The sequence below is a fragment of the Prevotella sp. Sow4_E9_plate genome (assembly GCF_052116205.1).
Classification (GTDB): domain Bacteria; phylum Bacteroidota; class Bacteroidia; order Bacteroidales; family Bacteroidaceae; genus Prevotella.
On record NZ_JBQKLN010000022.1, the window covers coordinates 25,015 to 52,013 of the forward strand.

Consider the following 26,999-nt stretch of genomic DNA (forward strand, 5'->3'; position numbering starts at 1 on the left):
AATGATTATAAAGAGCACACTGGACGTGAAAATCTGCCTGTTTCGTTCTTTTGGCGGTATGGACTACCACCACCAATCATATCCTGCACCCACGCATAGTTAACGGAATGCTGAGTAGACGTCCAATGATCACTTAACTCAATAATATCACCGCCAATTTTTTGCAGTGCCCCTTCTATTGCATCTATATTATTAAAAGCATCATAGGCTTCACCTAATGACCACAAATATCCTTTCTTTCCGTTCTTAAAGGTATAATTACGGCAGTAAGTTGCAGCTATTTGTGAAGTTGCTCCGAACTTAGAAATAATCTTATTTGTATTTTCTTCGCCAGCATAGTCTTTTCTAGCTATATTAACGTTTTCAGTAGTTATAATTTCAGGGACAGTCGTATTATTATTGCCCCATCTAGAGCCACTTCCAGAAGTAGGATAAGTAGGCGAAATCACGAACTTACTATTCTCTGTGCCTACATATACACCTACTGCCTTTCCGTTATTAGCGGTATTCCAATCATCAGGCTTGGTGAAATTACCATCCGTATCATATATATATACACCGACATAGATATATTTATATGTCATCACAACAGCTCTACTTGTACCTACGCCAGCAGTATAGGATAGTTCTACTGGTGTAGTGTATCCACTTACGCTACTTGCACTTACAGTATACGTATTAACCGAAGGAATCTTGAATACAAGAGGTGTTCCATTCCAAGTCTGTGTCTGAGTTTCGTTAGTCATTGTATTCTTTACAGTCACAACAGCACCATTCAGCTTGCTATCTGATGATGATACTGTACTTTTAAGTGTCACTGTCACAGTTTCATTGTAATCACCTCCACCTCCAGCAATCTCTCCCCATACGGCATTATTGCCTGAGATGTCGTAGAGCTGATAGAACTTATACCCATGCTCTGCGGAACTGTCCGCTACTCGGCACATATATCCTACCTTGAACGAGCGTGTCACTCCATTGTCTGTAAATGTGAGCGTACTTGATGTAGGAGCAGATGAGAGCGTAGGAATTACATATTCTGTATCTGTAAACTTAGCATTTGCAGGTACATTTGCATTGACGGTGTGATTATTCACCATTGCCGCATTGTCCGCATTTGATGCGCTTGCAGCCTTCTCCGTCTTGCCGAGATACTTTTTGTCGGCATCGACTGTTTTCATGTATGCCGCCAAACTTTGATGAGATGTGAGGAATCCACTGTCGTTAGTGAGCTGTGATACCTTAGTTGGTATTTGCGAGGTCTTGGCGTATGCAGAGAGGTCTTGGTGGGAGGTTAAGAAAGTCGCTCCCTTTGTGATGGCGATAGTTTTATCTGTCTTGGTGATGTCCGTCACGGCGTTACCTGTGCCTGTAACGGATATATCGTTGACGTACCCATCGAGTGACTGGTGAGAGGTGATGTAGTTTCCCCTTGGCTGATAAGTGTTCTCTGCATCCGTCTTGGTGAGGTAAGAGGCGAGGGATTGATGCTCGGTAAGGTAGCCAGCATCATTCGTGAACTCGCTTACCTTTGTCGGGTGGTTCTGAATCTCGGTCCAATCGATGGCGCTCTTTAGAGCAAGCGTACCAAGCTTTCCCCTGACGTAGGCAAAGAGCTGGCTCATCGGGCGTCGATGGTAAGTAACGGTAGTAGTTCCACCTCCTGCGAACTGTGACACATAGTAATCCCCATCCTCAGGAATACTGTCAGAAGAAGCAGTACTTAATGCGTTGACGAGTGCATTTGAAGCATCATTCAATGTAGCCTTTCCTGTACCACCACGCTCAACTGCGAGCACACCAGAATTAATGTCCTCTGCACTATGCTTGTGCGCACTAGGGGTATAAGCATCAGGCTTTCCTGTGATGTTTTCCCAAGCAATAGAGCCTGCCGAGCTAGCGAAAGCCACGGTGAGAAGTTTCGTCACCCCACCAATGGCGAGGGAAATCTGGTTGCTGTCGGTGTTTGTGAGGCTGGTGAAGATCCCATCCAAGTGAACACCGTCTAACTTGTCGGCATCTGCAGCCTTGCCATCTGCGGATTTGAGGTAATCGGCGAGTATAGTGTCAATTTGCTTCTTGGTATATCCGTCTATGATGCCATATCCTGCCAAAGTGGTAGCCCTGTCTGCCTTCTTCGTGATGGCATCTTGGATGGTGGCGTGCAAGGTATCGTCCGCTGCAAGCTTATCAGCAATCTCATTTAAAGTATCCAGAGCCTCTGGTGCTCCACCAATCAGGTCAGAGAGAGCCTTTCGGAACGAACCTTCCACCTCGGAAGAGCCGTTGATGATGTTGATGATGTCACGCAAAGCCTTTTCCTCAACCTTGGCACGGTCAGCCTCGCTTGCAAGGTCGGAAGCGAGGGCATAGCTTGCCAGCGCAGACTCCAGTGCGTACTGGTCGTGCGTGTGGGTGGTGATGTTTCCGGTGAGCACATTCTCCACGTTCGTCTTTGTCAGCTCGTAGGCTGAGGATACAGAAACGCCACTATTGTAATAGTCACCCCTGGCGTCATCGTAAAGCCACCAGTTGCCTTCAATAATCTTTGGTGACATACCATTATCTCCCTTGTCACCTTTTTCGCCTTGATCACCCTTGTCGCCAGTATTACCTCGCTCTCCTTGAATACCTTGGTCGCCCTTGTCGCCTTTGATACCTTGGATGCCTTGGATACCTTGGTCGCCTTTCTCACCTTGATCACCCTTGTCACCCTTGACAAAAATGTCGGTCTTGTCGTATTCCTTGGTAGTAGAGTTCCATGTATAAACATAGTTGTCTGGACCAACCTTGGTAGGATGGCTGGCGGTATCGTTGGCATTGTTAACGGCATCATTCACCTTTCCGATGGATGAAGCGGCATCGCTCTCACGTTTCTTCTCTGCATCCACCCTAGCAGTCTCAGCAGAAATGCGACTGGACTCGTTAGAAATTCTGGTATTCTCGCTTGCTACACGGTCGTCTTCAGCATTCTGTACGCTGTCGCTGATTGACTTTGCGGCATTTGCCTTCTGCGTAGCATCCTCTGCTGCAGAATTGGCATTTTCGGCTGCGGTGTTCGCCTTGGCGGTTGCGTCCTTAGCTTGCTCTGTTGCTGTATCACACTTCTCCACAGCATCCAAAGCTGGCTTCTGTAACTGTTTGATTTGCTCCTCGGTGAAATCATCGAATGTGAACTTATCTCCCCTTGGGATGGCAAAGCTAAGGTTGTAGATAGGGTTGCCATCGGAATCAGTTCCGTTGGCAGAAAGTGAAGCTGTTGCTTGCGAGCCTTGTGGGAGGGTTGTAACAGTGCCAATCGTGATTTGCGGCGTCTTACCGGTGAAGCCCCTGAAGCCCGACATGTCAACGAGGTAGCTGTAGAACTTCTTGCCTTTGCTGTTGGTAGCCACGACATAAAGTTTGGCATTGTCCTCATCCTCAATATCGACTGTATTGATGAGGATAAAATCGTTCTCTGCGAATGTGTTCACGTCAGTCTGGTTCATCTCTTCAATGGAAGAGAACACCTTCTTGATGGAGAAAGACTTACCTGTTAGGTTGACATCAGTCTTGTTGTATGTCTTTGTGTCCGGATTCCACCGGTAATAATAGCCATCTGAATCTACGTAAGGTGCATGGCGGGCTGTATCGTTGGCACGCTCGGAAGCAGAGAGGGCTTCTTTCGCCGCCGCATTGGCGGCTGTGACGCTTTCAGACACGTTGTTTGCAGCAGAAAGCGCCGCATTGGCTGCATCGTTAGCCTTTGTCGCTGCAGAATTGGCATTGCCTGCAGACTCGTTTGCAGCGGAAGCATTCTCTGTAGCCTCGTTTGCAGCCTCGTTAGCCTTTGCCGTGGCGGCGTTGGCATTACTGGTTGCAGTATTGGCACCCTGCGTTGCACTGATTGCATCCTGCGAGGCTTTGTTTGCGTCCTTGGTCGCTGACTTGGCATCTTCAATGACACCGTTGACCTTGGCAAGAGCTTCATCCGTCTCAGCTAAAGATTCCTGAAACTTGCGAAAAGTCTTATCATCAATATCATCTGTCTTGACAAGAGGAACCATGGTTCCCAACTTTATGTCTTTTCTGAATGTAGGCATATTTAATTTCTTTTGGTTCTGATGAAGTGAATATTTGGATTTTAACATTCTCTGGGATAATTCTCATTCTGAGATAGAACTTATCCATATCTTTGTGTGCTTGGATAGGTACTCTTGGCTTTTTCCCATCGACAGAATCCTGACGGATGACTAGCTTGCCTGGGCGCTTGAGTTCAATCATCAAATAGATGTCTCGCTGCAAGGGGATCTCCCGGGTTATCCACGCACGTTCCTCTTCGCTGTATGTTGAAACTACGTATTCCATTGCTTTGTAAGATATTTCGTCCAACTGTAATGAGTCCTGCTTGAAGGATAGCCGGTGTATTGCTGATACACACGTGCTTCCTGTTCGAAAGAGATTGCCCGATACGCCTTGTGAGGGTTGTGGATAACCAAGAGGCGAATGAACCATTCCAACACATACCAGAGGTAGAAAAAGACGTATAACATTTCCTGCATCTGCTTGGTATGGATTTGTTCATGAACTACCGTTTGATGCGAGAGGGTTTTGTTTCCTCTGACAAACAACACTCCGAAGAGGTTTATCGCAATGAATCCCTTTGGAGGGATGATGCTGTTTCTGATTATTTTCATGACAAAAACTTATTTAGAGATTATCCAATATGTTTTTCCGTTAGGAGCTCCATACCCAACAATATCAAATATTCCATTATCGAGTACTAGCACCTCTGATATAGGCGCACTCGTCCAACCATTGCACCAAAAAAACACATTACTATTTGTAGGATACAAACGTGGAGTAACACCTACCCTTGTTTCCAATGGAGCAACTAACTTTAGATTGACAAATTCATTGTTATCCAATTCTGGCATTGTGTATATTGACGAACCTAAAAGTAGCGAACCACTCAGTACATCATTGCTATTAGAGACATTCAAACGAACTGTTCTTGCAATAAGGTCACCGCTTATCTTTATGTTTCCATTTTCATCAAGAGTAAAATTATTGGATTCTATGGATATTTCACCAGTTTTAAATCGCATTGTCTTGCCTGTTATGTTGATGTTATCTGCGTCTATCTTTGCCGTTGAAATTCCGTTCATAATCATCGTGGAGATTTCTGCAGCAGACACGACCTTACCATCAACATATTCCTTGGAAACGAGGGATGCTTTGTCGGCAGTGGTGAGAAGTCCAGAGGTGTTTTTGAGTGTGCCATCGGAATTGAAGCGATTTCCGACAACAGCAAGGCTGCTGGCATTCTGTGAGATTAACGATTGGAGGTGCTCCACATCACCATCTACAGACTTACGTAAAGACTCGACCGTTGACGAAATGCTGTTAGAGGTCTGTGTGATGCGAGAGTTACAATCGTCAATCCTGCCATCGGCGTATTCCTTGTTTGACTGTATTGCCGAAGACAATGAGTTGGCGGTTTGCGTAAGCTGGGACTTTAGGTTCTCGACCTTACCATCAGCATCTTGCTTGTTCTTTGCAACGGTTGCAGTAATGCTGTCGGTAGTCTGCTTGATTTCGCTCTTAGCCTTCTCAATCTGCCCGTCAGTATATTCCTTGTTGGACTCCACTGTAGCGGTGATTTTATCAGCGGTCTGCTCGATTTTAGAATTCGCTGCTTCTATCTTACCATCAGTATCTGCCTTATACTCCTCTACTTTAGCAGTAATGCTGTCGGTAGTCTGCTTGATTTCGCTCTTAGCCTTCTCAATCTTGTCGTTCAGCTCCGTTTTGTTTTTCTCTACGGTTGACGTGATGCTGTAGGCGGTAAAATCCAGACGGGAGTTAGTATCCTCCAGGGAACCATCAACATCTTGCTTGACCTTTGAGACTGACAAGGAAATGTTCTCGGCTGTCTGACGAAACTCAGAGTGGTATCTCTCCAGCTTTGTTCCTTGGTCGCTCACGGTGTTTCGAAGCTCCGTGAAGGTCTGCTTGAACTCACGCTGATTACTTACGAGTGTAGAATAGAAGCTTTGCACATTGGTGTAAGCTCTTACGGTGACGGCATACTTAACATCGCTGTCCGGAATACGGCAAACGACATAAGCCTCAGCCTGCGTGCAAGGTATGACAATAGGCTTTCCGTTCAAGTCGGTTGTATTAACTGTGGAGATATTACTCCCTCGTATGTAGAAAGAGCACCCATCGGACTCAATCGGAATGTCAGACACCATGTTTGTGGTCGTGATACTGACAATCTCTGCATCATTCATCACATGCCCGCCAACGAGAAGCTTCATTCGGATCAGCTTGTCTTGGGCAGAAGGTATGATGCCATCCTTCTGCACATTGAATATGACAGATGAAGGAGATGCTATCACGCCCATTCCATCGTATCCATTGTTTCCGTCAGAGCCACAAGGGATACCAAACTCCAAGACAGCATCGTTAATGGTGCCAACGTTAATGACATATCCTTGGGAGCCAGCAGGGAGTGTATAGACCTTGCCAACACGAATAGTTGCAGCCTTTCCGATGGTGGATGAATCACGATCAGTATTGATAGCTACGACTTCAAGAGCAACGTTAGGATTGTCCGTGCCCTGCTCTTCCTCGCTATGAGGAACCAACTCGAAAGCTTCGGTCTTATCAATGGTGCTCAGATTTCCGTTAGTCGTATCACGGCACACCAAGGTATAGACTCCACAATACTTCTGCTGAGAACCAGAAAACTCGAAAGAAATAACATTTCCCTTGATGGAGAAATCGGGGATGGCTATCACCTTATTATATACGACAAGCTGCACTTGCAAGGTCTTTGTTTCAAGTGATTCCTGCTTGCCGTTTGTTGTGATTCCCCAACTGACGTGAATGTCATTATGAATGCGAATTCTTTTCATATTTTCTAGCTTTTAGAAGTTTGTGCTCCAAGCTGCTGTAAGGCAATAGCGTACATCTGAGTGGCTTTTGTATCATCGTATGCAGAGAGCAACAGATAAGCGATGTAGTAGATGAAAGCATTTTTCAGCATATCCGGAACGGCAATATCAGTTGAAGACTCAGTATTGATGTTCTTTGGAACGCCGACAAAAGAAACGGTTGCCTCGTCTGCCATTGGCTGCAAGAGAATCCGGATAGGATTTTCCCGAAGGATTGTAGCCTGAGGACGGTCTTTTGTTCCCTTGGCGGTATCATCGAACATCATGAGTGCTTCATCAGAAGTATCTTCTACTGGGACAACAGCCTTGAACCAGTCCTTGCCGCGAATGCGAGAGACATTGATAATCTCTGTGCCGGCATCCATTGAGACTACTCCAATGCCCAGTTGCTCATTGTATGTTGAAACCTGCAAGGTAGAAGTGGTAGCGCCAATCTTCTTGGAATCAGCCAAGACAGCGGAAGAGGATGCCGTGATGGTAAGCCAATGCAAAGCATCGTTAATCTTCGACTTGATGATATTATCCATATACAAATCTTCCTTCTCATCGGTGATTTCCGATGTGTTGTTGGATTCCTCGTCTATGCACCAACGTACTGCCTTTATGATTTCTTCTACACTCATTACACCTTATTATATATGTTACTCGTTAAAGTCTGGGAAAATAAGACCAGCCTTAGAAGCATGCTTCATGGCAGTAGCAAGGGTCTTGCATTCCTTGTCAAAACGATTATTTACGTAATTGATAACCTCGTCTGCTGTGCGAATGTCTCTTATCTCTTCGTTCATTGGAGGCTGAGCTACCTTCTTGACATGCTCATTAACTATTCCCTGCTCAACATTCGGATCTAATGCCGCTTCCTTCTCCTCTTCAAGTTTTGCCTTTTCGCCAGGGTACTCTTCTTCCTCATGGTCGAGAACAATGGTGTTGTTGGCAAAAAGCAAGCTAGACTCGAGTAAATCCTGTGCGTAACGATTACGAAGCGTAATTGATGGATATTTGTTAGTTACCACATTTCCATTCGTAAAATTGTATCGCATTTGATTACCGTGCTTACCAAGAAGCAGGTAGCTAATATTGTTATTGTTTACTCTTGCTTTATATGTCTTAATCATGTTTTCTAATTTTAAAACGGAGGCAGGGCATTTGAACCTCTGCCCCCGTGGATATATATTTGGATGATAGAGACTCCTGTTACTGAGCTACATCCTGACCTGTATAGATAGTCCAAGCGCTGCCGGTATAATAGTATACAGTACCAGCCTCGTACGTAACATCATCAGTAGGAGAATTAGAACCCTTCTTTACGTAGTCCTTTGTAAGAGCAACCTTCATGCCCTTTGCAGGAGTACCAGGAAGTTCACCCATTGAAATGATAGCATTGAGCGATTCAGTTGCAATCTTTGCAATTCTGTCCTTTGGACCAACCAAGATAGAGTTGAAGCCACGAAGTGCAACAGAATCTGCCTCCTGATGAATCCAACGCTTAGCATCACGAACTTCGCCACCACCCTTAGACATGTCGTTGGTCTGTTCCTTCTTGCCAATCTTTACGTAACGTCGAGAAGCCTTAGGGTCAAAGATTACCATAAAGTCTGACATACCCATAAGGTCGAGAGTCTGACACCAGACGAAATCAATCGAGCCGAAAGTATCCTTGAAACGTTTGAAGTTAAGATCAAACTCGTTATGATTGATGAAGTCATTCTGGTGGCTACCCTCTAGCTTGATATTCTCCAAACGCTCAATAGCATTCTTTCCGCAGAATGCGAAGCAGCGGTTATTCTCTGAGAACTCAGTGAACTGGAGCTTAGAAATTGCGATAAGGTCAGCCAATGTATAGGTATCGTCAATACCGTAGGTATTAGTCAACTGGTTAATGATACCCTCAGAGGTATAAACGTCCTCTATCTGACCATCACCAGTTTCTACCTTGAAACGAGACTTACAGCCTAAGAGGTAAGTACGCTCTGCACGAAGATTATACTTGATGATTGCGTCTGTTTTAAGGTCGGCAACAGTGATAGGCTGCTCCTTCTTAACCTTCTCGTAATCATCGGTGAAGACAATGTTCAAAAGCTTCTTCTGAACATATACTTCCTTCTCACGTGGCTGATAGTTCTCTGGTGTAATTGTAAGCTGAGACTCGGATGCAGCAGAAGATGCAGCAAGGAATGTGGAGCCAACAGGAATCTCAGGACAGGTCATGTTGTCAAGATTCAAGCGTGTATCGCCGGAATTCTTTGGCTTACCATTAATCGCCTGAAGAGTAGCCTTCTTACCGTTAGCTTCGATAACAAAGAGCATAAGATAACCCTCTCGCTTTTCCTGAGAGCCTTCTGCGTAACCAGCTACTTCTGGAACTATAACAGTAGTGCCCTTGTAGAATGGACGGATAGAACCAGAGAAATTGGTTGAGTTAATCTCAATGGTGTCTCCAGTATTGATTTTGACAGTAACCTGACCATCAAGAGTATCACCACCAACACGCATGTGAGAAATTGACCAGTTTCTGATTGTGACGGTCTTAGCCATACGGCGAACGATTGAAAGGAGCGGTGTCTTATAAGGATAGAACTTAACAATCTCATTATCCCATTCCTTCTCAAGCAAACCGCCCTCTTTAAGCTGAGTAGAAGAAGCCTGAGAGCCTGTAAGGTCTTGACCATCTTTCTTGCCGCCTGGACTAAGGCGATCAGACTTTCCTGCCTCTACTGGTTCGGTAGCCTTAACTGTTGCATCGCTTGCAGGATTAGGACCTTCGTCACCAATCTGAGGTTCAACGAGATCTGCCACAGCCATTGCGCCACCGCCTGTAACTACTGCAAGAATCATCAGAATCATCTTACAGATGAACTGAGTAGAAAAATAATTAATTACTTTCTTCATTTTATACTTATATTTATGGATTAATTACTTCTAATATCATCAAAGAAACTTTCACGTTTCTGTTTTATGACAGGCTTGTTTCCTGCACCAGAACTAGACAGCGAAGGAGGAATGCCCTCTGTTGCAGAAGAGCGGACCTTATTCTGAATCTTCTCATTTCGGGCTTGCATGGCAGCCTCCTCACGTGCGGAAGAAATATCAGAATCGTAGTTGTAGGCATTCTTGAAGAGATTCCATGTCTCGGAAGAGATATTGCCTTCCTCGGCATCCTGAATGACGCCCCAAACCTTACCGTAAAGATCGTTTGCCTCATCATCGGAAAGACCTAACTTCAGCAAAGCCTCATAAGACTTTCTAAGGTTTTCATCCAACTGCTGGCTGTGCTTCTCCTGCTCGGCTACCTTCTCTTGGAACTTGGTAATCTGATCTGCAACCTTCTTGGAAAGCTCTTCGTCTTCAAGAGCAGCCTTGATGTCGATACCCTGCGAAGCCATCCACTCCAATGGGTGCATGCCCTTGCGTGTAGCATCAAGAACCATGGCGCCAAGCCACTTGTTGTTGTCAAGCATCTTACTCAATGCCTGACCGTTCTTTTCATACTCGCCGAGTCTGTCAGCATCATCATTCATGGCAGCATAACGGGCTTCCTTGTCTTCGAAGTCGATGTCAGAATGGCGCTGCGAGAAACGCTTGGAGAAGGCTGTACGATTAGGTCGCTCGTCAACAGGTGGAGTCTCCTGCTCTGCTGGAGCTTCCTGCTGCGTAGCATCCTCTGCGTTCATTTTTTCTAATTCTTCTTTTGTCATAGTTATAACTGTTTGAAAACTTTTCGGCAAAAATGCAAAGAAAACAAAGAAGTTTTGCGGTGTTCCAAACCAGTATATATCAGTCGATTGGAACACCGCAAAGAAAGCAATGATTTTACCTATTTTTGCGCCTATAATTAATAATGTGTAAAGAAATATGGCAAAGGCAAATTTATTAACACTTAGTAGAGTGATGCCTCGGCATAACAAATATGATTCGGTCAAGGATCGAAAGCGGAGACAGGAGCACGGAAAGGACTGGGAGCTTCTTACCCGATGTAGGAACGACTGGAATAACCTGAGTGGCGTAAGGGAGACGAGAGCAAGAACCATGAGATACTGTAACGGTGAACAATGGAGCGACACCATCAGAGTTTATCATCGTGGCTATTGGGAAGAAATGTCAGAAAAGACCTACATGCAGAAGCGCAATCAGACACCAATGAGCAACAACATCATGATAAGTATCTTGGAATCTATTGCCGGTCTCTACGCCAAGCAGGGAACGGAACCCGTCTGCTTTGCAAGAGATAATGACTCCAGACAACTGAGCGACATGATGAGTGCTACGATGCAATGCAACTGGCAGACAACCGGCATGCAGGATTTGCTGAATCACCTCATCAAGGATTATCTGCAGGGCGGTCAGATGTTCGTAAGGGAGAGCTGGGAAGACCGGGAACTTGAAATGCCTGACGCTTGGACGGACGCAATGGAACCGGACCACATGTTCTTTGAGTGCGGAAGTGACCCAAGACACAATGACGTTTGTCTGATAGGCTGTCTGCATGACGTAAGCAAGGAAGACCTGTATCAGAAGTTTTCCAGAAGGGAATACGGACTGACGGTTGATGATCTGAATAGGATTTTTGACATTCATGATGTAGACGATAGCAGTTATGGCTACGAGTTCAACGAGGAAAAGGCTTTGGACAATCTCAGCTTCGATTACACCAACAAGGGCAGACACTACGTAAGAGTTATAGAGGTATGGAGTACGGAAACCAAGCCTAGACTACAATGCTTCGACCCTATTGCCAAGAATATGAACAATGCTTGGTTCCGTGTGGATTTGGAAGACACGGCTATGATAAACAAGCTGATTCAGGAAAACGAGAAGCGAAAGAAGCAGTATGATGAATACGGTGTGCCGGAAGAAGACCGTGCCTACATCACATCGGAAGAGCTTTCTGATAAATACTGGTACTACACCTTCATGGCTCCTGACGGTACGGTCCTATGTCGTGGAGAATCTCCATACGATTTCAAGAGTCACCCATACACCATGAAGCTTTATCCGTTCATCAACGGAGAGATTCATCCTTTCATGACCAACGTGATAGACCAGCAGCGCTACATCAACCGCCTCATCGTAATGAACGACATGAGTATCAGAAGCAGCTTCAAGGGATTCAAGATGATTCCTACAACCGTACTGGGTGGAAGAACACCAGAGCAGTTCATGGAAGAGGCAATAGAATACGATGGATGGATATTCTATACGCCAAAGAGAACAATGCCTAATGTGAAACCAGAGATTATCACTTCGAATGCTGTGAACATCGGAACAAACGAACTATTGCAGATAGAGCTGAACCTTATCAGAGAGGTGACAAACGTGAGCGGTGCCTTGCAGGGAAAGACTCCTTCGGCTGGTACGTCTGCTGCAAGATACGCCCAGGAGAGCCAGAACGCAACTACTTCGCTTTACACAATCCTATCCGATATGGAGATTTTTACGGAGAAGCTGGCGATGAAGAAATGCTCAATCATTCAGCAGTTCTACGAGGACGGAAGAAAGATTTTCAACAAGGACGGTCTGAACACCTACAGCTATGACAGGCTATCTGCAAGAGACATTCATTTCAAGATAAGCATCAAGAATGCGGCTGCATCTGCTGCCTTCAACACTTTGCAGAATGACGACTTGAAGGAGTTGCTGCAGATGGGTGCAATCAACCTGATCCAGTACTTGCAGAACGTAAACAAGCCTTATGCAGACAAGTTGCTTGCCAGCGTGCAGGAACAGCAGGCGCAGCTTGAACAGATGTATCAGCAGCAACAGGCAATAGCTAAACAGCAAGGAGGAGGTCAGGTAGTAGACGGAATAGTACAGGGCGCAGACCAGAACGCTGTAGCACAGGCTATGAATTTGTATAACAATCAAGCAGCATAATGTATGGAATTACAGATAACGATAGACTGGAGTCATGTCAAGAATGCGGTAAAGAAGCATCTTTCCATCATGGGCAAAAGGCAGAAGAACCAGGAAGGGAACACTGCCTTTGCTGGAATCACACTATCAAGTGCGGAAGAGGACGTGATGAAGCAATATATCAATGCTGCCGTGGAAACCTTTGTGGGAGAAATGGCGCAGCTGGTAACCTATTATGATAGCGGTGATTTTCTGATATTTAAGATAAACAATTCACGCTGGGCAGGGACAGAGACGAGCGTAACGGTTCCATTCGAAGGGAATCTGATAGGCTATGTTGTGGCTTACGTGGCAAACGCCGTACTGGGAATGAATTATCCGGAGCTGGCAAAGAAGTATGAGAGCGACATGACCAATCATCTGAATGCCGCCATCAAGCTGGTTTTTCACAAGACCCCACCGGCAAGCAGCAACACAAGTCTGACAGACATGACAGGCGAAATAATAATTGACTAAAAAGGATAAGTTATGATCATAAAATTTCAAATTATCAAATCGGTAGTGATGGAGGCAGTAAAGTCGACAACCTACCTGAAAGCAAAGATAGATACTGCGGCAGACGAAAAAGCAGCGAAAATAAGCTTTAACGAGGCTGCAGGCGACGATGAGGTTCACGAAAGAACGCTGACCCACGACTTTGATACAGCATTGGAAGTATTGAAGACCATCTTCGTAGACTATCTTGTGCCAACGCCTCAAACTATTGGCGACAACTCCATCTACTATGGAAGCAGAACGGATGATATAGTGGAGTTCACCCTATCAGTATCAAGACGTTATAACGGAACGCTGACCGATGCACTAGCAAGGCTGTCAGCAAGATACGTGGAGGACTACATGATATACCAGTGGTGGCTAAAAACAACAAACCTGAAACAAGCGGAGCCATACCAAGCTACACTTGCATCAGATGAGATAGCCATCAGAAAGTGCTTCGTGATGAGTGGTCCTCTGGTCCCAAAGGTTCCTTATTCTTCCACATTGACCGCCAAGGTTGACGGAAGCGACACTGACGGTGGCGTTACAATAGCAGTAGAGAACTATGAAGTGACCCTATCCTACTCTATTGACGATGGTGCTATTGACGATATTGAGGCAAGAAGCAGCGACCCTTGTATCTTGGAAGTTCACAGAACTCAGGAGCCTCATACCTTCTGGCTGAGACCGTTGAACACCGGAGTGGCTTACGTGACATTATTCTCACGCCACAGCGACAACCTGAAAACGGAAATAGAAGTAACCATAGCAAAGGAGGTATAAGATGGAGTTCAATTCATTACACCCTACGCATTTCCTAAGAGAGAAAGGATGGAAGCCTGAGCCAAATCCTTTCCTTCCGAAGCCTCCACGTCCTGCCCATGTGTATTTCGACAAGCATATCTTTATCTATTCCAATCAACTTTGGTATGATATAGATGCAACAACCCACATGATGGGCAGAGTAAGACAGGAGAGCGACCCGAACATTGCGAATACCGTTCCGACAAGTGAGAACACGCAGGAAAGACCACTTTTCTATAGATGGTTCGACAAATACCTGAAAAAGGTAGAAGGTCTGCTTTCTGCCTACGTCATGAAACCGCAGGGCGTGGTAAGAGACAATGCCTTGAAGGAATGGGATGAGAAGGAAATGTGGCTGAGAATGCCAGATTACTGGGACGATGCAAGACTGGACGAACTGGTGCAGGCAATACATCATTATATATCAACCGGTGCTCTGTATGAATACTTCCTGCTGACATTGACAAGTAAAGACCCGCTGACCGTTGACAAGGCTACACAGCTGGAAGACGACGAGCTGGAGATTCTAGAAGCAGCCAATGCCAGCAAGCCAGGTGGAATGATTCATACATTGAAGCCATTTGGATAAAAAGGAAAGGAAGGCTTATGGAAGATTTGGAATATGACGATTTTAAATCGGTAAGGGAATTTCAGAAGGAGAAGAAGGAAAAAGCCAAGACCATTCTTCCTGCAAGGAAGAGTGCGCAGAAAGAATATATCAGAGATTTCTTGGCAAGGAATCAGGAAAAGTTTGAAGAGTGCATGGATCAGCTGGCAGAATATGATCCTAAGACATACGTCACCATCTACAAGGACCTGACCAAACACATGATTCCTAAACAGAGCGAGGTAAGCGTGACTCATGGACTTGACGAAGACTTCAAGCAGCTGGCAGCACTGGCACAGACCAAGACAGACAACAATGCCTTGGACGTTACGCAAGTGCCGCAGATAACGGATGCGGATTTTGAAGAAATAAAAGAGTTGGGCGATGGCATTAGTTAGAGAAGTAGATATTGACGAACTCGTTGCCGAGAACAAAAGGCGATACGATGAGATTTATGGCACTTACGACCCTTGGACGGGCGAAGGCTGCTATGATTTCGAGCATCGTGAACTCCTGGAACTTCCCGACTTCATGATTCCGAAGATGTGGGTCCCCAAAGAATGTATGCGAACCTTATTATATAGGGGGCTGAAACAGCTTGGCAGCATGAAGAAATATATCATCGAGGCATGGGGTAAGCAGTATGAAGAGAAAAGCTATTACACCAGACAGCTTAAAATGGTGCTCACCTTCGAAATCATGAAAGTCAGATTCAGAGAAGACCCTGAATTTGCCCTTTATGCTACCGACAAGATTGAGGATAAGGTAAGCGGTGACATGATTCCTTTCAAGCTGAACTATCCTCAGCGAAAACTCTTGAAGATATTTGAGGATTTGAGAACCAGCGGCAGGGCTATCCGTGTAGTTATCCTGAAAGCCAGACAATGGGGCGGTTCTACCCTCACCCAGCTTTACATCAAATGGTTGCAGGATTTCCGTAAGGACGGTTGGAATGCTATTGTACTAGCCCAGCAGAAGAATACGGCAAAGAAAATCAAGGCTATGTATCGAAAGGCTTTGGAGAACCAACCGGGATGGACGATTGGCAGACCTGGAGCGAAGCTTCAATTCTCTCCTTACGAGAACTCACCAGACGATTTCCAAGTTACAGACGGAATGAGGGCAATTCGAAGAAGTACACTGACCGTGGCTTCTTTCGAGAACTTCGATTCCGTGCGAGGTAGCAACTTCCACTGCGCCCACTATTCCGAGGTTGCTTATTGGAAGAAGACTCCCGAGCATGACCCAGAGGGTGTGATTTCGTCAATATCTGGTGGTATCAGAAACCAAGAGGATAACCTAGAGGTATTCGAGAGTACCGGAAAAGGTAACTCTGGTTTTTTCTATGAGAAATGCCAGTTGGCGATGGACCCGAAGAACAATGATGCCTATTCGTTTCTGTTCATTCCTTGCTTCTTTATCGAGCATGATATGGAAGAGGTGAAGAATGAGCGAGCATTTGCAAGATGGCTATTGGAGAACAGAGACAAGAGTAGCAACCCGAAGGGCTACCGAGAGACTGGTAAGTTCTTCTGGCGAATGTGGGAAAAGGGTGCTTGCTTCCAAGCCATTGAATGGTACAGGAACTTCCGCAACAAGTTTACCACCCATTCCTTCTGTGCTACAGAGGCGCCAGTGGACGAAGAGGACGCTTTCAGAAACTCAGGTAATCTGGTATTCAATCCGTACAGTATTGATGATTTGCAGAAAAAGTACAAGCGTGAACCTCTCTATACGGCAGACATCATAGTTGACGGAAACAAGAATGACTCAACCATTGAGAAATCGAAGGTGAGCATCAGGACAGATGGTGACGGAGACTTGAAGATTTGGGCTGTTCCTAACGTTCTGCAGGTTGATAACAGATACTTGGTGAGCGTGGATATTGGCGGTAAGAGTGCCACTTCTGACTATACAGTCATGACGGTGATAGACCGATTCGGGATGATTCCGACCGTCAAGGGAAAACCGAAGGTAGTAGCTAGATACAGAGGTCATGTAAGACACGACAAGCTGGCGTGGATGGCTGCTGCCCTAGCCCATTATTATGATGATGCCCTGCTGGTGATTGAGAGTAATACGGCAGATAGAGAGAAGAACAACAATACGGAAGGTGACCACTTCGGAAGTATCCTGAACGAGATTGCCGACTACTACGATAATCTTTATCAGCGAACCACAAGCCCGGAAGACGTGACTGATGATGTACTTGCAAAGTACGGTTTCCAGACCAACAAACTGACAAAGGGATGGATAATTGACAACTTGGAGCAGTTTGTGGATGATATGCTTTGGGATGAGCCAGACAAGGAAATGTATCATGAGCTGAGAATATATGAGCGACATGATGATGGAAGTCTCGGTAATATCGTTGGCAACGGAAACCATGATGACGTTCTGATGAGTACGGCAATCGGTCTTTGGGTGAGTGCCAACGACATGGATAAGCCTCAATGGAAAAAGAAAGAAAAAACAAGAAGCGGTGGTGACGGTGTATATACTGCTGCAAAAATATAAACAAAAGAGCTATGGAGAGAAACTTGGAAAGAAAGACTTTGAGTTTTGGCAAGGGTATGACGAACGTACCGAGTGACTTGCTTTCAGACGATTCAGAATTACTGGAATCTGACGGCTTTATCTTTCGTGATGGGGAAATGAAGCCTATTCAGAATCCTGTCAAGATTGGTGAGATTGCTGGGCAGAAGATCATGTACGTTCACAAGATGGCAGATTATGAGAACATCATTGCCTACGATGAAGACCGGACCATATACTGGTATGTAAGGGGAAGCAACGGAATCGAAATGCCTCCTAATGGAGTTTCTGCAAGTTTTGAAGTTGGAAAAGTAAAGGACATCAAGAGTACAGGCAATACGCTGATTGTTGCTACAGAGGATGGATTGCATTACCTTAAATATAAAGGTAACAAATACAAGGACCTTGGAACGGAGTTGCCTAAGCCGGAAGTGCATTTCTATATGTTTTACGCTGGGAACGTTGAGGCTGACAGCAGTATTAAATACGAAGGGTTCGTGAATAGCAAAGAACTTGAAATCCGATATGATGCGAATGGTGATGTGTGTTATATCGAAAAGATAAGATACATCATGAACAATGGTGATAACGCAGTGAGCAAAGTCACTGTTACGACAAACCCGGCAGCAAAAACTGAAAAATTCATGGGGTACAGCGTTACGGTAGATAACGCTAACAACAAGGACCTATTTCAGACAGCTGTAGTAGGTCATGTTTCTTCCATCATCAATAAAGCTGCAGAAGACAACATTTTCCTATTTCCATTTTTCGTAAGGAGTGCGCTCAAACTGTTTGATGGAACGTATGCGCGAATTTCGAACCCGGTCATCTGCTATCCATGCGTAACAGCAAACTGCAATTCGCAGCTTCGCTCAAAGGCTGCACGCATCACGATGTATGGCTACAGGCTGCAATATTCCATATCAATACCTAACAAGGAAGATTGGAATGATATTGTCAAGGAAATCAGTCTGTTTGCTACAAAAGGGGTGCAACCATTCAAGCTGGATAAAGACTGGAAGTTTGCATACCCCGACGAAGTATACGGAAAAGCCTGGCATGACTCCCTAAGTGGTGATGTATACGAGAAGTCTATATATTCAAGAAATAGTTCAACGGGCGAACCATGTATGAGAATCATGCCCGAATACAAGACGGAAGATGATATTAGGGAAGAACTTCTGGGTAAAACTGTGTTTTACAAGATAGAACAGATAGGAATCAACTCTTCGAAGCTGGACGGCACTACGCAGAAGGCAGAAATCAAGGATGGCGTGTTGTCTAATCTGGAGACGCAGGAACAGCTGCAGAAAGATGATTACTACGGCTGGGCACACTACGTTTTTGACAAGATGTTTGCATACAACGGGAGACTGAACTCTTATGGCGCAAAGAGAAAGCCTTTCGATGGGTTTAATCATTTCACTGCTCTAGACGGAGAACCTCGAAACGAATACAAATACTACGTGAAGATTGAAGCAAACTCCATGTCAACATGGGTAGAGTCTGAGGCAGGCATCGGAAGAACATGTGCGCTGACCGGTTGGTTCTATTATCCTGATCCTAATGCGTCAGAAGTAATCATATATGATACACAGCATCAGAGAGGAATCCGATTTGAGTTGGAGCAGCATCCTCGCCTGAACGGTGCTTACCATTTCGGGAAACTGGAAAATGATGTAAGTTGGGATACAAGCATAAGCATTCCTACAACTGACAACGGTGCTCAGGAAGATTTAAACTCTCAGATATTTACGTCTGTCGTGAACAACCCGTTTGTGTTTGAAGCATCGGGAGACAATACAGTAGGCACCGGCAGAATATTGGGCATTGCAGCCAACACCGAGGCTGTAAGCCAAGGACAGTTTGGCCAATATCCATTGATTGTATTTACGAACGAAGGTATCTACGGTATGTCGGTAAATTCAGAAGGCTTGTATAGTGCCAGTCACCCAATTTCAAGAGAAGTATGTAATGAAGATTCACCATTTGTGCCTACAGACAGACTGGTATACTTTACGTCAAAGAGAGGATTGATGGCTTCTAGCGGTGGTCAGGTAGCGTGCATGAGCGAACAGCTGAGAGGACGAACACCAAGAAACTTCATATCCGTGGGTGAAGGAAAGTTCCTGGAGTTTTTGGCGAATTGCCTTATTGCCTACGATTATCGGGATTCCCTGCTGAGAATATTCAGCCAAGACAAGGACTACCAATATATATATAATATGGTAGACAAGACTTTCTCTATAGCGAACAGCGGAATAATGGCAAAGGCGGTAGTGAATGATTATCCCGACAACCTGATTCAAGACATCGACGGAAATGTATATTCGCTCATGGCTAAGCCAGACATCAACGATGATACGGACAACTACAGAGGATCATTCACTACCCGACCATTGAAGCTGGGCGGTAGCATGACCTTGAAATCACTCAGGGCAGTGAAGCATCTGTTTGATTCGGACGAAGGTACGATTGGGCTGGAGATATATGGAAGCAACGACTGCAAGCACTGGTGCAAGCTGCCAAGCTTGGCAGGTAAGCCTTGGAAGTATTTTACTTTCAAGTATACGCTGCAGAACTTCAAGGCAACAGATTCCTTTGCAGGAAGCATCGTTGAAGTGCAGAACAGAAGAGAAGACAAAATAAGATAAAATTCTTCTTCCATAAGTTGATAACATAAAAGAAGGCGGCTACTCGTGATGAGCAGTCGCCTTTGCAGTTAACTAAAAAATCAACTAAACCTATGAAACATTTTACGAAGAAATCCTATAAAATATCCTAACCAGAAGCACCAAAAATGCAGAAGTCCGTTGACATCATTCAACAGCATGGTAAAGAGAATGAACGGCATTGCCTTCTTAGCAGCCTCTTTCCACCTTCCGGTCTTTCCCCACATTTGCCCCATTGAAGAAAACAAAAATGCAGAAAGCCCAACTGTTGGATCTTGCACGTACATGGGTAGAAAACTTGCTAGAACAGATATAATGTAAGATGGGAATATTCTAATCTTATTCTGTAGCGAAAAAAGCACACTTGCATTAATTATTAAATGAAATATATTTGCGTGTCCAAACATATAAAGGAAATGATTATACCAGCTCCCATTATTGCAAAATCCAATAATCGCACTAAATGGATAAGCCAATAAACTCATAATGAAGACAATAACCTTGTCCTTTATGTTTTCCTTAATTTTCTTCTGCAAATTTCCATTTATACCCATAAGCATGATTCGTTTTTCCATTTGCACACGCACTAATATTTCCTCTCTTTACGCCCAAATGCACTTCTGCATCCTTAATAGATTCGTATCTTGCTATCTCTTTTCCAGACATGTCCATTTGTATAATAGTTTTGTACATGTGATTGTATTTACCTTTTGAACCATATTTCTTTCCTCTGTGTGAGTCCCCATTTCTCTTTAAGAAAAGAGGCATATTGCAATTTTCCTTAGCTGTAGCCCATGCTAAGTTATCTACTCTACAATTTGTCCTGGTTTCATCTAAATGGCTGACTTGCGGTTTGTTTTCTGGATTAGGTATAAAAGCCTCCGCAACCAGTCTATGTAACATCGCATAAGTCTTCCTTTTACCATCATATAAAGTCACAAATGGGTAGCCACTGTTTTTGTTTATACTTGCATGCTTTAAGTGCATAGCTTTCTCTGAGTTCCAAGCCTTCATGCTTCGAACTCTGCCAAAATTACTTACTTGATACAATCCTTCAAATCCTTTTATATCTTTCCAAATTTCTTCCATGTTATTGATTTTTATAATAAGATGTGATTCTGTCAAGTGCATAGAACCAGGCATACGAGACTAAGAATCAGCTTGATCAGAAAGTTTCTTCTTACGAAGTTCCATTTCCCTATAACTCTTTCCATATCTTTTGCAATAATTGAAGATGAACATCATGTTCTTTGGCTTGATGAAGAATTCCGGTGCCGGCTCACTCACCAAGAACTGACAGATGAACCAGAGCGATTTCCCAAGGAACTCTTTTTTCTGTGACATTTCCATAAGCTTATCATATAAGGAGTAATACATTCTCCTCTTGTTGGGCTTCATGTTGTCAACGGTTGAGAAATCACCAACAACCATTTTTTGAAGCTTTCTGTACGCCTGCTTTGGAGATACATAATACCTCGGAGCTGGCGACTTCACCACCTTCTCGTATGCTTCCTGCTGTGAATGGCAGGTAGGGGCTATAGCCCGATACGCCTTCATCAGGTCATCCCTCTGTCTTTCAATCAGTTCGAAATTTGTCTTCGTCATAAACACGCTAGTTAAGATGGTGCAAATATACTATTTATTTAGATTCTTACCAAATAAGCGTATAAAGATTTAAAGAAGTTTAATATTATGGGTATTTTTTATCGGAAAACAAAGAAAAATAGTAACTTTGCAACCGAATTATTCTAAACTTGAAGAATTTATCTATAAACTGTAAGAAAATAACTTAGTTAATCTAAAATTTATAAGGAAATGAAGACTAAAGAAGTAGAGCCTCTTTCGGAAGAGGAGAGAGCCTTCGTGATGGAAGGATTATTGAGTAGAAAGATTTGGAGATTTTACGAACTCCTGTCTAAGTGGGCTCCAATACTGTTGATGCTTGGTCATTGGTATGGAGTATGGGACTATGGGCATTATCCCTAGACCTACCATCACAGATACTGCATATAACGGTAACTGCATCATCTGGATTTACGTGATGGCGTATATCTATATGCCTTTATCTATGATTCCCGTGAGTTTCTTTTTCAGATACTGCTGGATCTATCGCATTCCGTTCTTCTATTTCTTTGGCATAAATGCCATCAGACTTTATTACCATCACTGGCTCATCACTCCAGAGCAGCTGGAAATGCACCATGTGTTCATTATATTCACTTTAATGCTATACGCTTATGGATTTATCAAAATCGCTCTATCACGTAGCAAAATCTGCATTCCGCATGCTACAAAACGATGAATAATATGTACGCTGACCACATTGATGTAGTAGGTAGATGGTCCAAAAGCAAGGAAATGACAAGAAAAAGGATTTCTGAACTGTCTGTCAGTTTCCTTTGCGATGAGTCAACAAACCATCCTACTGATAAAATCTGGTGGTACATGAATAGCTAGTTTGGAACACCGCAAAACGTATTTGGAAGTCATGTAACTTTGTAGCCATTAATCAAAAATAAATGATATATGGCTGAAATAATTCATACATTCTTGCAAGAGCACCTGTATAGGTCGGCATTAATCATTGCCATCTGTATGGGTGCTCTTATCATTTCTATGGGCGTGGACCTGTTCTTCGGCATCAAGAAAGCGAAAGAGAACGGACTGGCTACGACAAGTACAGGATTCAAGAAGACTTGCGACAAGGCAAGGAAGTACTTCTCTCCTTTCATGGTGACGGTCTGCATAGACCTGATAGCCTGTACGGTTCTCCCATTCCCGATTTTCTCAATGATTTGGGTTGGCTATTGCGTGTTCTGTGAATTTGTAAGCGTAAGAGAGAAGAGCTGGCAGAAGGCTGAGATACGGAAGCAGGAGAAGACGGTAAGTATACTTCTGGAGAACAAGGAAGACTTGGCTAGGGCGTTTTTGGAGATAATGAAGGAAGCAGACAAGGAGGCAAAAGTATGAAGATAACTAGAAAACAAATGGTGAATGCTGTAGGAAATGTTGATAAAGTTGACATTCTCCTACATTATATCAACATCTATCTTGATGTCTTTGAAATCAATACTCCTATGAGGGCTGCACACTTTATGGCACAATGCTGTCACGAAACTGGCGGTCTGAAATTCCTGAAAGAGAAGGGAAATTCCAAGTATTTCAAGAAATATGAGCAGGGAAAACTCGGCAAGATGCTTGGCAATACTCAGGATGGAGACGGTGATAAATACAAGGGTCGCGGCTTGCTGCACCTTACCGGCAGAGCCAACTACAAGGCTTATCAGAAGTCTGGATATTGCAAGGGCGACATCATGGAGAATCCGGAATTACTGGAACAACCGATTGGTGCTATCAAGAGCGGTATGTGGTGGTGGATGAAGCATAAACTGAATGCTCTTGCCGACAAGGATGCTTTCGAGGCGATCACGAGAAGAGTGAACGGTGGAACAAACGGTCTGGAAGACCGAGGAAGATGGCTAAGAATTTGGAAAAAGGAGTTATGCGCATGAAATTGTATGATATTAGGTTTTGGAAATGGGCGTGTATAGCCTTGGTTATTGGTGTTATCCTGCTAGCCTTTACTGGCTGCAAGACGAAGGAATACATCAAGGTTCCCGAATATCACACGGAATACATTGTTAGAACCGACACTGTTGCCAAGACGGACAGCGTATACTTAATGGATTCGGTGTTTGTTCATCAGAAGGGTGATACGGTTATGATTAGCAAGATTGCTTATCGTGACAGCTACCATAATATATATAAGGTGAAGCTTGACACTATCTTTAGGAATGATTCTATTGAGGTTCCTGTGCCATGTGAGCGGACGCTTACCAAAAGCGAGCAGAGGTTAATGACGCTAGGAAGGTTCTATATTGCCTTTCTCTTCTTAGTGGTTGTTGTCGGAATTGGATTTGCATTCTGGTATCATAATAAAAAATGCTAGCGTATGGCTGAGATTAGCGAAGAACTCAAGATGATTGATTCGCTCCTGATGGAATTTCATGAGCGCATTCAGAGTGGAAGATGCTTGACAAACAAGCTTCAATCCAAAATGATGTTGAAGTTCTTGCACGAAATCGCCAATAAGGATGAACCGATCAGCAAGGCTGAGGCTTGCAGTTATGTCCGTGTTTCCAGGGCTACCTTTGACCGGTTAGTCAAGGAAGGAAGACTTCCAAAAGGGCAGAAGCGCAAAGGATGGACCGAACTGGTTTGGTATGAAAAGGATTTGGACGAATACATAGATAAGTTGATTTAATTTTACTTTTTTAGTTTTTCATAGGGTTTAAATTTATTATATTAATTGTCTTCGACGAAAAAATCCCCACTCGGCTGTGATAGCTGGGTGGGGATTGTGGGTTAATCGCCAAGAATATCCTTGATTTTCTTCTCGATGAGCTTCTTGATGCTACATGATTGGAGACATACATAAGAGAGCGTTGATATACATATACAATCATTAGCTCTATAAGGCTTTCCTTCATAGATAGCTTCAAGCCAAATTTTATCAACTTCTACCCATGCCATACTATTCCTCCACTTTCATACCGAAGGGAGTGCCATCTGCAAATGTGTTGTCTTGATAGCTGTTTTTTGATTCCAGCAAGATGGAGCTACCATCTGGATCTGCCAAGCCGGCATAGTCATCATCGACATAAACGATATTGAAATAACCTTCTTTGCATTTTATCCATCCAAACGGCTGGTGCTTTTTCATCTCATCCCAGCACTCTTCTGCATTCTTGAATGGTCTGTAATTTATCTCTGGCTTTATTCGGTACTCAAAGTCATTATCAAAGCTTGGGTCTTCCTCATCATACCATAATGACTTTTCACCTTTGATACATCTGCTTTCTATTGTTTTGCCATCTGCAAAAGCTTGCAAAACTGGCAACATTTCTTTAACTTCTTCTCTTGTCATATCTTTAAAATTATTCCCTATTAAAACGCAATTCTAAAATCCTTACCTTTCAAAGTAGGTCTCTTTTTAAGGACGAACTTCTCTAAATCTTCAAAGTCAATCGGAAGAGTGCACAATATTTATACTTTAATGTGCAGATGAATCTTCCGTTGAGCATTACATCAAATACAAATGTTTTCATAATTATCCCTACTCATTAATTCCATACTCCTGCTTGAGTTTCTTAACTTCACTGATAAACATGCCGACATTATCACACTCTATCACTTCCTGATGATGCTTGATGGAATCCTCAATAAGATGAGTGCATTCTTCCGTGAAACCGCAGATACGGTCACCTTCGGTGGTGAAGAGATAACGGTTTGTGTTGAAGTAGGCACAGTGGCATAGATTAAAACCTTGCTCTTCCAATGCCTTTCTTGCGGTAGAGTCGTTGAAGCGAAGGACGATCAGCTTACCTTGGCTTGAATAATATTTATTATACTTGATGCGGTCGTAGACTACGACTGCTATTGCTGCCAGCCACAATACTGCCAGCGTGAAAACTGTGATGTTATTTGCATTCATGATTTCTTCTTTTTTAGATGAATTACTATTGTCTATCTTCCCGGTAGAACTTTCTTTCCGCTATTTCCCTTTCTGCATCGGTCTTGTAGAGAATCTGATTGATGTCATGCTCCTTCATGTTGACCGATGCTATACGATGAGTAGCAGGATTCAAACCATTCTTTGCGCAATATGCCTTGAAACCTTCTATTCCATGTGGGATATGCGCTTCCTTTGCTGCTTTCCTTGCTTCTTCCTGCTTCTTTAGTTCGTCCTCTACCCTACCACGCTCTGAAAGCAGCTCCTTTTCGTAAGAGTCTAGGGCAACCAGTATCTCTTGCGGATTGATTGTAGTATTGCCCTCATCATGCTTGTGCTGATAGAGCTTACCGTACTTACCTTCCATGAACTGAACGAAAGCGTAGTCAAGTTCTGCTGTGGTCCAATAGTGATACTTTACACAGATTCTTGTGGCAAGCATCTGTATCTGAAACTCTGTAACGATGTCGAAGACTCCAAGGAAGGTGAAGAGTTCTATCAGTCTGCCCTTAACCCATCCGACCAGAGAGCGTAGCCCACCCTGCTTCTGAATGTCAAGCAAGGTGGCTTTACTCTTTGTGATAGCATCTGTGTATGAGACTGGGCGAACGTAACCCGGCTTATCCTTGATAATCGGAACCAAGGATTCTTGCTGCCTTGGCTGTGAGGTTGATAGCTCTTTGCTGTTCATTGTTCTGCTTTTGGATTATTTCGTCATTCCAGCACTCGCCATTGAGATAAGTGAGTGGGTCTTTTCTGTATACTGGGTCGGGAGTGGAGGCTACGTAGTTAGGAGTTGCTTTCAAACAAGCGACCTTTTGGTCTACGGTGAGTCTATCCCATTTCTGCTTTGCTTTCTTCTTGCCACGCTTTTTGTTATACATGTTCCACCAATCTTCAAAGGAATCGTTATGTACCTCAAAAATAGGATCGGCTTCTGTAAGAGCCTTCTTTGATTCATCAAACAGTTCGGAAGGCTTGTAATACTTTCCAGTAACAGCATAACGTGCACCTTCTCGGAAAGCATCTTGCAGCGGTATCTGGTCAGAATATACTTTCGCCGCTTTGATTATTTCAATAAATGTTTTCATAAGCTTTCAAGTTTTAAATAGTTATACCCAACCATCTGCACTTTCCAGTTCCTTCTTGCAGTAAGCCAAGCCAACCTTGTCGTCAATTTCAGGAATAGGAGTTCCGTTCATGCCAGCAAAGTCGAGAAAGTTGCGGATAACGCTGCTTGCTTCTGCTGTAGTAAGGGAAGAAAGCGGCTTGAAGACATCGTTTCCATGCTTGTCTTTTTCCCCTGTATAGAAAGGTACTGGCGATATGTGAAGCTGAATCTTATGCAAAGTATCATAGAAGGTTTCCCCATTCTTCCATGCCCAATAGCTTATCATGAAGTGAATGTATCGGGCTTGTTTGTCAGATTGCTGAGGATGGAACTTCTTTACTTCGATAACCTGCTTGTTGTCCTTGTATCTTTCAATGTCCTTGAAGAAACGTAGATAGTCGTTTGGATTGTTGAGATTGTATACACTCAT

At 43.9% G+C, this 26,999-nt stretch carries 31 protein-coding genes; 14 read left to right on the forward strand and 17 right to left on the reverse strand.

What is annotated here, in order from left to right:
- Nucleotides 1-5: 5 nt before the first annotated feature.
- The 8 genes from ACTQ53_RS09970 to ACTQ53_RS10005 form a co-directional block, all read right to left on the reverse strand.
- Nucleotides 6-4,082 (reverse strand): hypothetical protein, encoded by a 4,077-nt coding sequence (locus ACTQ53_RS09970; RefSeq protein WP_441932905.1) that lies wholly within the window; start codon nt 4,080-4,082, stop codon nt 6-8.
- Nucleotides 4,021-4,347 (reverse strand): hypothetical protein, encoded by a 327-nt coding sequence (locus ACTQ53_RS09975; RefSeq protein ID WP_441932906.1) that lies wholly within the window; start codon nt 4,345-4,347, stop codon nt 4,021-4,023. The genes ACTQ53_RS09970 and ACTQ53_RS09975 overlap by 62 nt, the downstream gene beginning before the upstream one ends.
- Nucleotides 4,335-4,676, reverse strand: a complete 342-nt coding sequence (locus ACTQ53_RS09980; RefSeq protein ID WP_441932907.1) for a hypothetical protein — start codon at nt 4,674-4,676, stop codon at nt 4,335-4,337. Before ACTQ53_RS09980 ends, ACTQ53_RS09975 begins: the two co-directional genes overlap by 13 nt.
- Nucleotides 4,677-4,685: 9 nt before the next feature.
- Complete coding sequence (locus ACTQ53_RS09985; protein ID WP_441932908.1) at nt 4,686-6,902, reverse strand: hypothetical protein; 2,217 nt, start codon at nt 6,900-6,902, stop codon at nt 4,686-4,688.
- Between the two features lie 5 nt (nt 6,903-6,907).
- A complete protein-coding gene (locus ACTQ53_RS09990; RefSeq protein WP_441932909.1) occupies nt 6,908-7,564 on the reverse strand; it encodes a hypothetical protein in 657 nt (218 codons plus the stop codon).
- An 18-nt stretch (nt 7,565-7,582) separates the two neighbouring features.
- Nucleotides 7,583-8,056, reverse strand: a complete 474-nt coding sequence (locus tag ACTQ53_RS09995; RefSeq protein WP_441932910.1) for a hypothetical protein — start codon at nt 8,054-8,056, stop codon at nt 7,583-7,585.
- A gap of 79 nt (nt 8,057-8,135) precedes the next feature.
- Nucleotides 8,136-9,830 carry an SU10 major capsid protein gene (locus tag ACTQ53_RS10000; protein WP_441932911.1) on the reverse strand — a complete coding sequence of 565 codons (1,695 nt, stop codon included), beginning with the start codon at nt 9,828-9,830 and terminating at the stop codon, nt 8,136-8,138.
- A gap of 20 nt (nt 9,831-9,850) precedes the next feature.
- A complete protein-coding gene (locus tag ACTQ53_RS10005) occupies nt 9,851-10,636 on the reverse strand; it encodes a hypothetical protein (RefSeq protein WP_441932912.1) in 786 nt (261 codons plus the stop codon).
- 157 nt (nt 10,637-10,793) lie between these two features.
- On the opposite strand from ACTQ53_RS10005, the gene ACTQ53_RS10010 reads away from it, so the two are divergent.
- From ACTQ53_RS10010 to ACTQ53_RS10040, 7 genes are read left to right on the forward strand one after another with little or no spacing between them, the layout of a single operon-like run.
- Nucleotides 10,794-12,812, forward strand: a complete 2,019-nt coding sequence (locus ACTQ53_RS10010) for a portal protein (protein ID WP_441932913.1) — start codon at nt 10,794-10,796, stop codon at nt 12,810-12,812.
- A 3-nt stretch (nt 12,813-12,815) separates the two neighbouring features.
- Nucleotides 12,816-13,307 (forward strand): hypothetical protein, encoded by a 492-nt coding sequence (locus ACTQ53_RS10015; protein WP_441932914.1) that lies wholly within the window; start codon nt 12,816-12,818, stop codon nt 13,305-13,307.
- 12 nt (nt 13,308-13,319) lie between these two features.
- The gene (locus tag ACTQ53_RS10020) at nt 13,320-14,111 is read left to right on the forward strand and encodes a hypothetical protein (protein WP_441932915.1); all 792 of its coding nucleotides are present in this window, start codon (nt 13,320-13,322) and stop codon (nt 14,109-14,111) included.
- A 1-nt stretch (nt 14,112) separates the two neighbouring features.
- Nucleotides 14,113-14,721 (forward strand): hypothetical protein, encoded by a 609-nt coding sequence (locus tag ACTQ53_RS10025; protein WP_441932916.1) that lies wholly within the window; start codon nt 14,113-14,115, stop codon nt 14,719-14,721.
- Between the two features lie 17 nt (nt 14,722-14,738).
- The gene (locus tag ACTQ53_RS10030) at nt 14,739-15,137 is read left to right on the forward strand and encodes a hypothetical protein (RefSeq protein WP_441932917.1); all 399 of its coding nucleotides are present in this window, start codon (nt 14,739-14,741) and stop codon (nt 15,135-15,137) included.
- On the forward strand, nt 15,124-17,256 hold the full coding sequence (locus ACTQ53_RS10035) for a hypothetical protein (protein ID WP_441932918.1): 2,133 nt from the start codon (nt 15,124-15,126) through the stop codon (nt 17,254-17,256). The genes ACTQ53_RS10030 and ACTQ53_RS10035 overlap by 14 nt, the downstream gene beginning before the upstream one ends.
- 11 nt (nt 17,257-17,267) lie before the next feature.
- A complete protein-coding gene (locus tag ACTQ53_RS10040) occupies nt 17,268-19,928 on the forward strand; it encodes a hypothetical protein (protein ID WP_441932919.1) in 2,661 nt (886 codons plus the stop codon).
- Between the two features lie 80 nt (nt 19,929-20,008).
- Here ACTQ53_RS10040 and ACTQ53_RS10045 read toward each other — a convergent pair whose 3' ends face one another.
- Genes ACTQ53_RS10045 through ACTQ53_RS10055 form a run of 3 tightly spaced genes read right to left on the reverse strand, consistent with a single transcriptional unit; the run spans nt 20,009 to nt 21,551 of the window.
- A complete protein-coding gene (locus ACTQ53_RS10045) occupies nt 20,009-20,500 on the reverse strand; it encodes a rhomboid family intramembrane serine protease (RefSeq protein ID WP_441932920.1) in 492 nt (163 codons plus the stop codon).
- Complete coding sequence (locus ACTQ53_RS10050; protein WP_441932921.1) at nt 20,466-21,035, reverse strand: NUMOD4 domain-containing protein; 570 nt, start codon at nt 21,033-21,035, stop codon at nt 20,466-20,468. The genes ACTQ53_RS10045 and ACTQ53_RS10050 overlap by 35 nt, the downstream gene beginning before the upstream one ends.
- Before the next feature lie 60 nt (nt 21,036-21,095).
- A complete protein-coding gene (locus ACTQ53_RS10055; protein WP_441932922.1) occupies nt 21,096-21,551 on the reverse strand; it encodes a hypothetical protein in 456 nt (151 codons plus the stop codon).
- A 210-nt stretch (nt 21,552-21,761) separates the two neighbouring features.
- On the opposite strand from ACTQ53_RS10055, the gene ACTQ53_RS10060 reads away from it, so the two are divergent.
- From ACTQ53_RS10060 to ACTQ53_RS10090, 7 genes are all read left to right on the forward strand, one after another.
- Nucleotides 21,762-21,932, forward strand: coding sequence for a hypothetical protein (locus ACTQ53_RS10060; protein ID WP_441932923.1), 171 nt, complete (start codon nt 21,762-21,764; stop codon nt 21,930-21,932).
- Nucleotides 21,901-22,248: a hypothetical protein gene (locus tag ACTQ53_RS10065; RefSeq protein ID WP_441932924.1), complete on the forward strand. Its 348-nt coding sequence runs from the start codon at nt 21,901-21,903 to the stop codon at nt 22,246-22,248. Before ACTQ53_RS10060 ends, ACTQ53_RS10065 begins: the two co-directional genes overlap by 32 nt.
- Nucleotides 22,245-22,403 carry a hypothetical protein gene (locus ACTQ53_RS10070; RefSeq protein ID WP_441932925.1) on the forward strand — a complete coding sequence of 53 codons (159 nt, stop codon included), beginning with the start codon at nt 22,245-22,247 and terminating at the stop codon, nt 22,401-22,403. The genes ACTQ53_RS10065 and ACTQ53_RS10070 overlap by 4 nt, the downstream gene beginning before the upstream one ends.
- 69 nt (nt 22,404-22,472) lie before the next feature.
- The gene (locus ACTQ53_RS10075) at nt 22,473-22,916 is read left to right on the forward strand and encodes a hypothetical protein (RefSeq protein ID WP_441932926.1); all 444 of its coding nucleotides are present in this window, start codon (nt 22,473-22,475) and stop codon (nt 22,914-22,916) included.
- Nucleotides 22,913-23,458 (forward strand): glycoside hydrolase family 19 protein, encoded by a 546-nt coding sequence (locus tag ACTQ53_RS10080; RefSeq protein ID WP_441932927.1) that lies wholly within the window; start codon nt 22,913-22,915, stop codon nt 23,456-23,458. Before ACTQ53_RS10075 ends, ACTQ53_RS10080 begins: the two co-directional genes overlap by 4 nt.
- Nucleotides 23,422-23,895, forward strand: a complete 474-nt coding sequence (locus ACTQ53_RS10085) for a hypothetical protein (protein WP_441932928.1) — start codon at nt 23,422-23,424, stop codon at nt 23,893-23,895. Before ACTQ53_RS10080 ends, ACTQ53_RS10085 begins: the two co-directional genes overlap by 37 nt.
- A gap of 3 nt (nt 23,896-23,898) precedes the next feature.
- Nucleotides 23,899-24,210 carry a helix-turn-helix transcriptional regulator gene (locus tag ACTQ53_RS10090; RefSeq protein ID WP_441932929.1) on the forward strand — a complete coding sequence of 104 codons (312 nt, stop codon included), beginning with the start codon at nt 23,899-23,901 and terminating at the stop codon, nt 24,208-24,210.
- Nucleotides 24,211-24,311: 101 nt separating this feature from the next.
- Here the strand turns inward: ACTQ53_RS10090 and ACTQ53_RS10095 are convergent, their stop codons facing one another.
- The 6 genes from ACTQ53_RS10095 to ACTQ53_RS10120 form a co-directional block, all read right to left on the reverse strand.
- Entirely contained in the window at nt 24,312-24,479 is a 168-nt protein-coding gene (locus tag ACTQ53_RS10095) for a hypothetical protein (protein ID WP_441932930.1), read from the reverse strand.
- A gap of 1 nt (nt 24,480) precedes the next feature.
- Nucleotides 24,481-24,873 (reverse strand): hypothetical protein, encoded by a 393-nt coding sequence (locus tag ACTQ53_RS10100; RefSeq protein ID WP_441932931.1) that lies wholly within the window; start codon nt 24,871-24,873, stop codon nt 24,481-24,483.
- 189 nt (nt 24,874-25,062) lie between these two features.
- Nucleotides 25,063-25,440, reverse strand: a complete 378-nt coding sequence (locus ACTQ53_RS10105) for a hypothetical protein (RefSeq protein ID WP_441932932.1) — start codon at nt 25,438-25,440, stop codon at nt 25,063-25,065.
- A 25-nt stretch (nt 25,441-25,465) separates the two neighbouring features.
- Entirely contained in the window at nt 25,466-26,149 is a 684-nt protein-coding gene (locus ACTQ53_RS10110; RefSeq protein ID WP_441932933.1) for a hypothetical protein, read from the reverse strand.
- Nucleotides 26,079-26,549: a hypothetical protein gene (locus tag ACTQ53_RS10115; protein WP_441932934.1), complete on the reverse strand. Its 471-nt coding sequence runs from the start codon at nt 26,547-26,549 to the stop codon at nt 26,079-26,081. The genes ACTQ53_RS10110 and ACTQ53_RS10115 overlap by 71 nt, the downstream gene beginning before the upstream one ends.
- Before the next feature lie 21 nt (nt 26,550-26,570).
- On the reverse strand, nt 26,571-26,999 hold the full coding sequence (locus ACTQ53_RS10120; protein ID WP_441932935.1) for a hypothetical protein: 429 nt from the start codon (nt 26,997-26,999) through the stop codon (nt 26,571-26,573).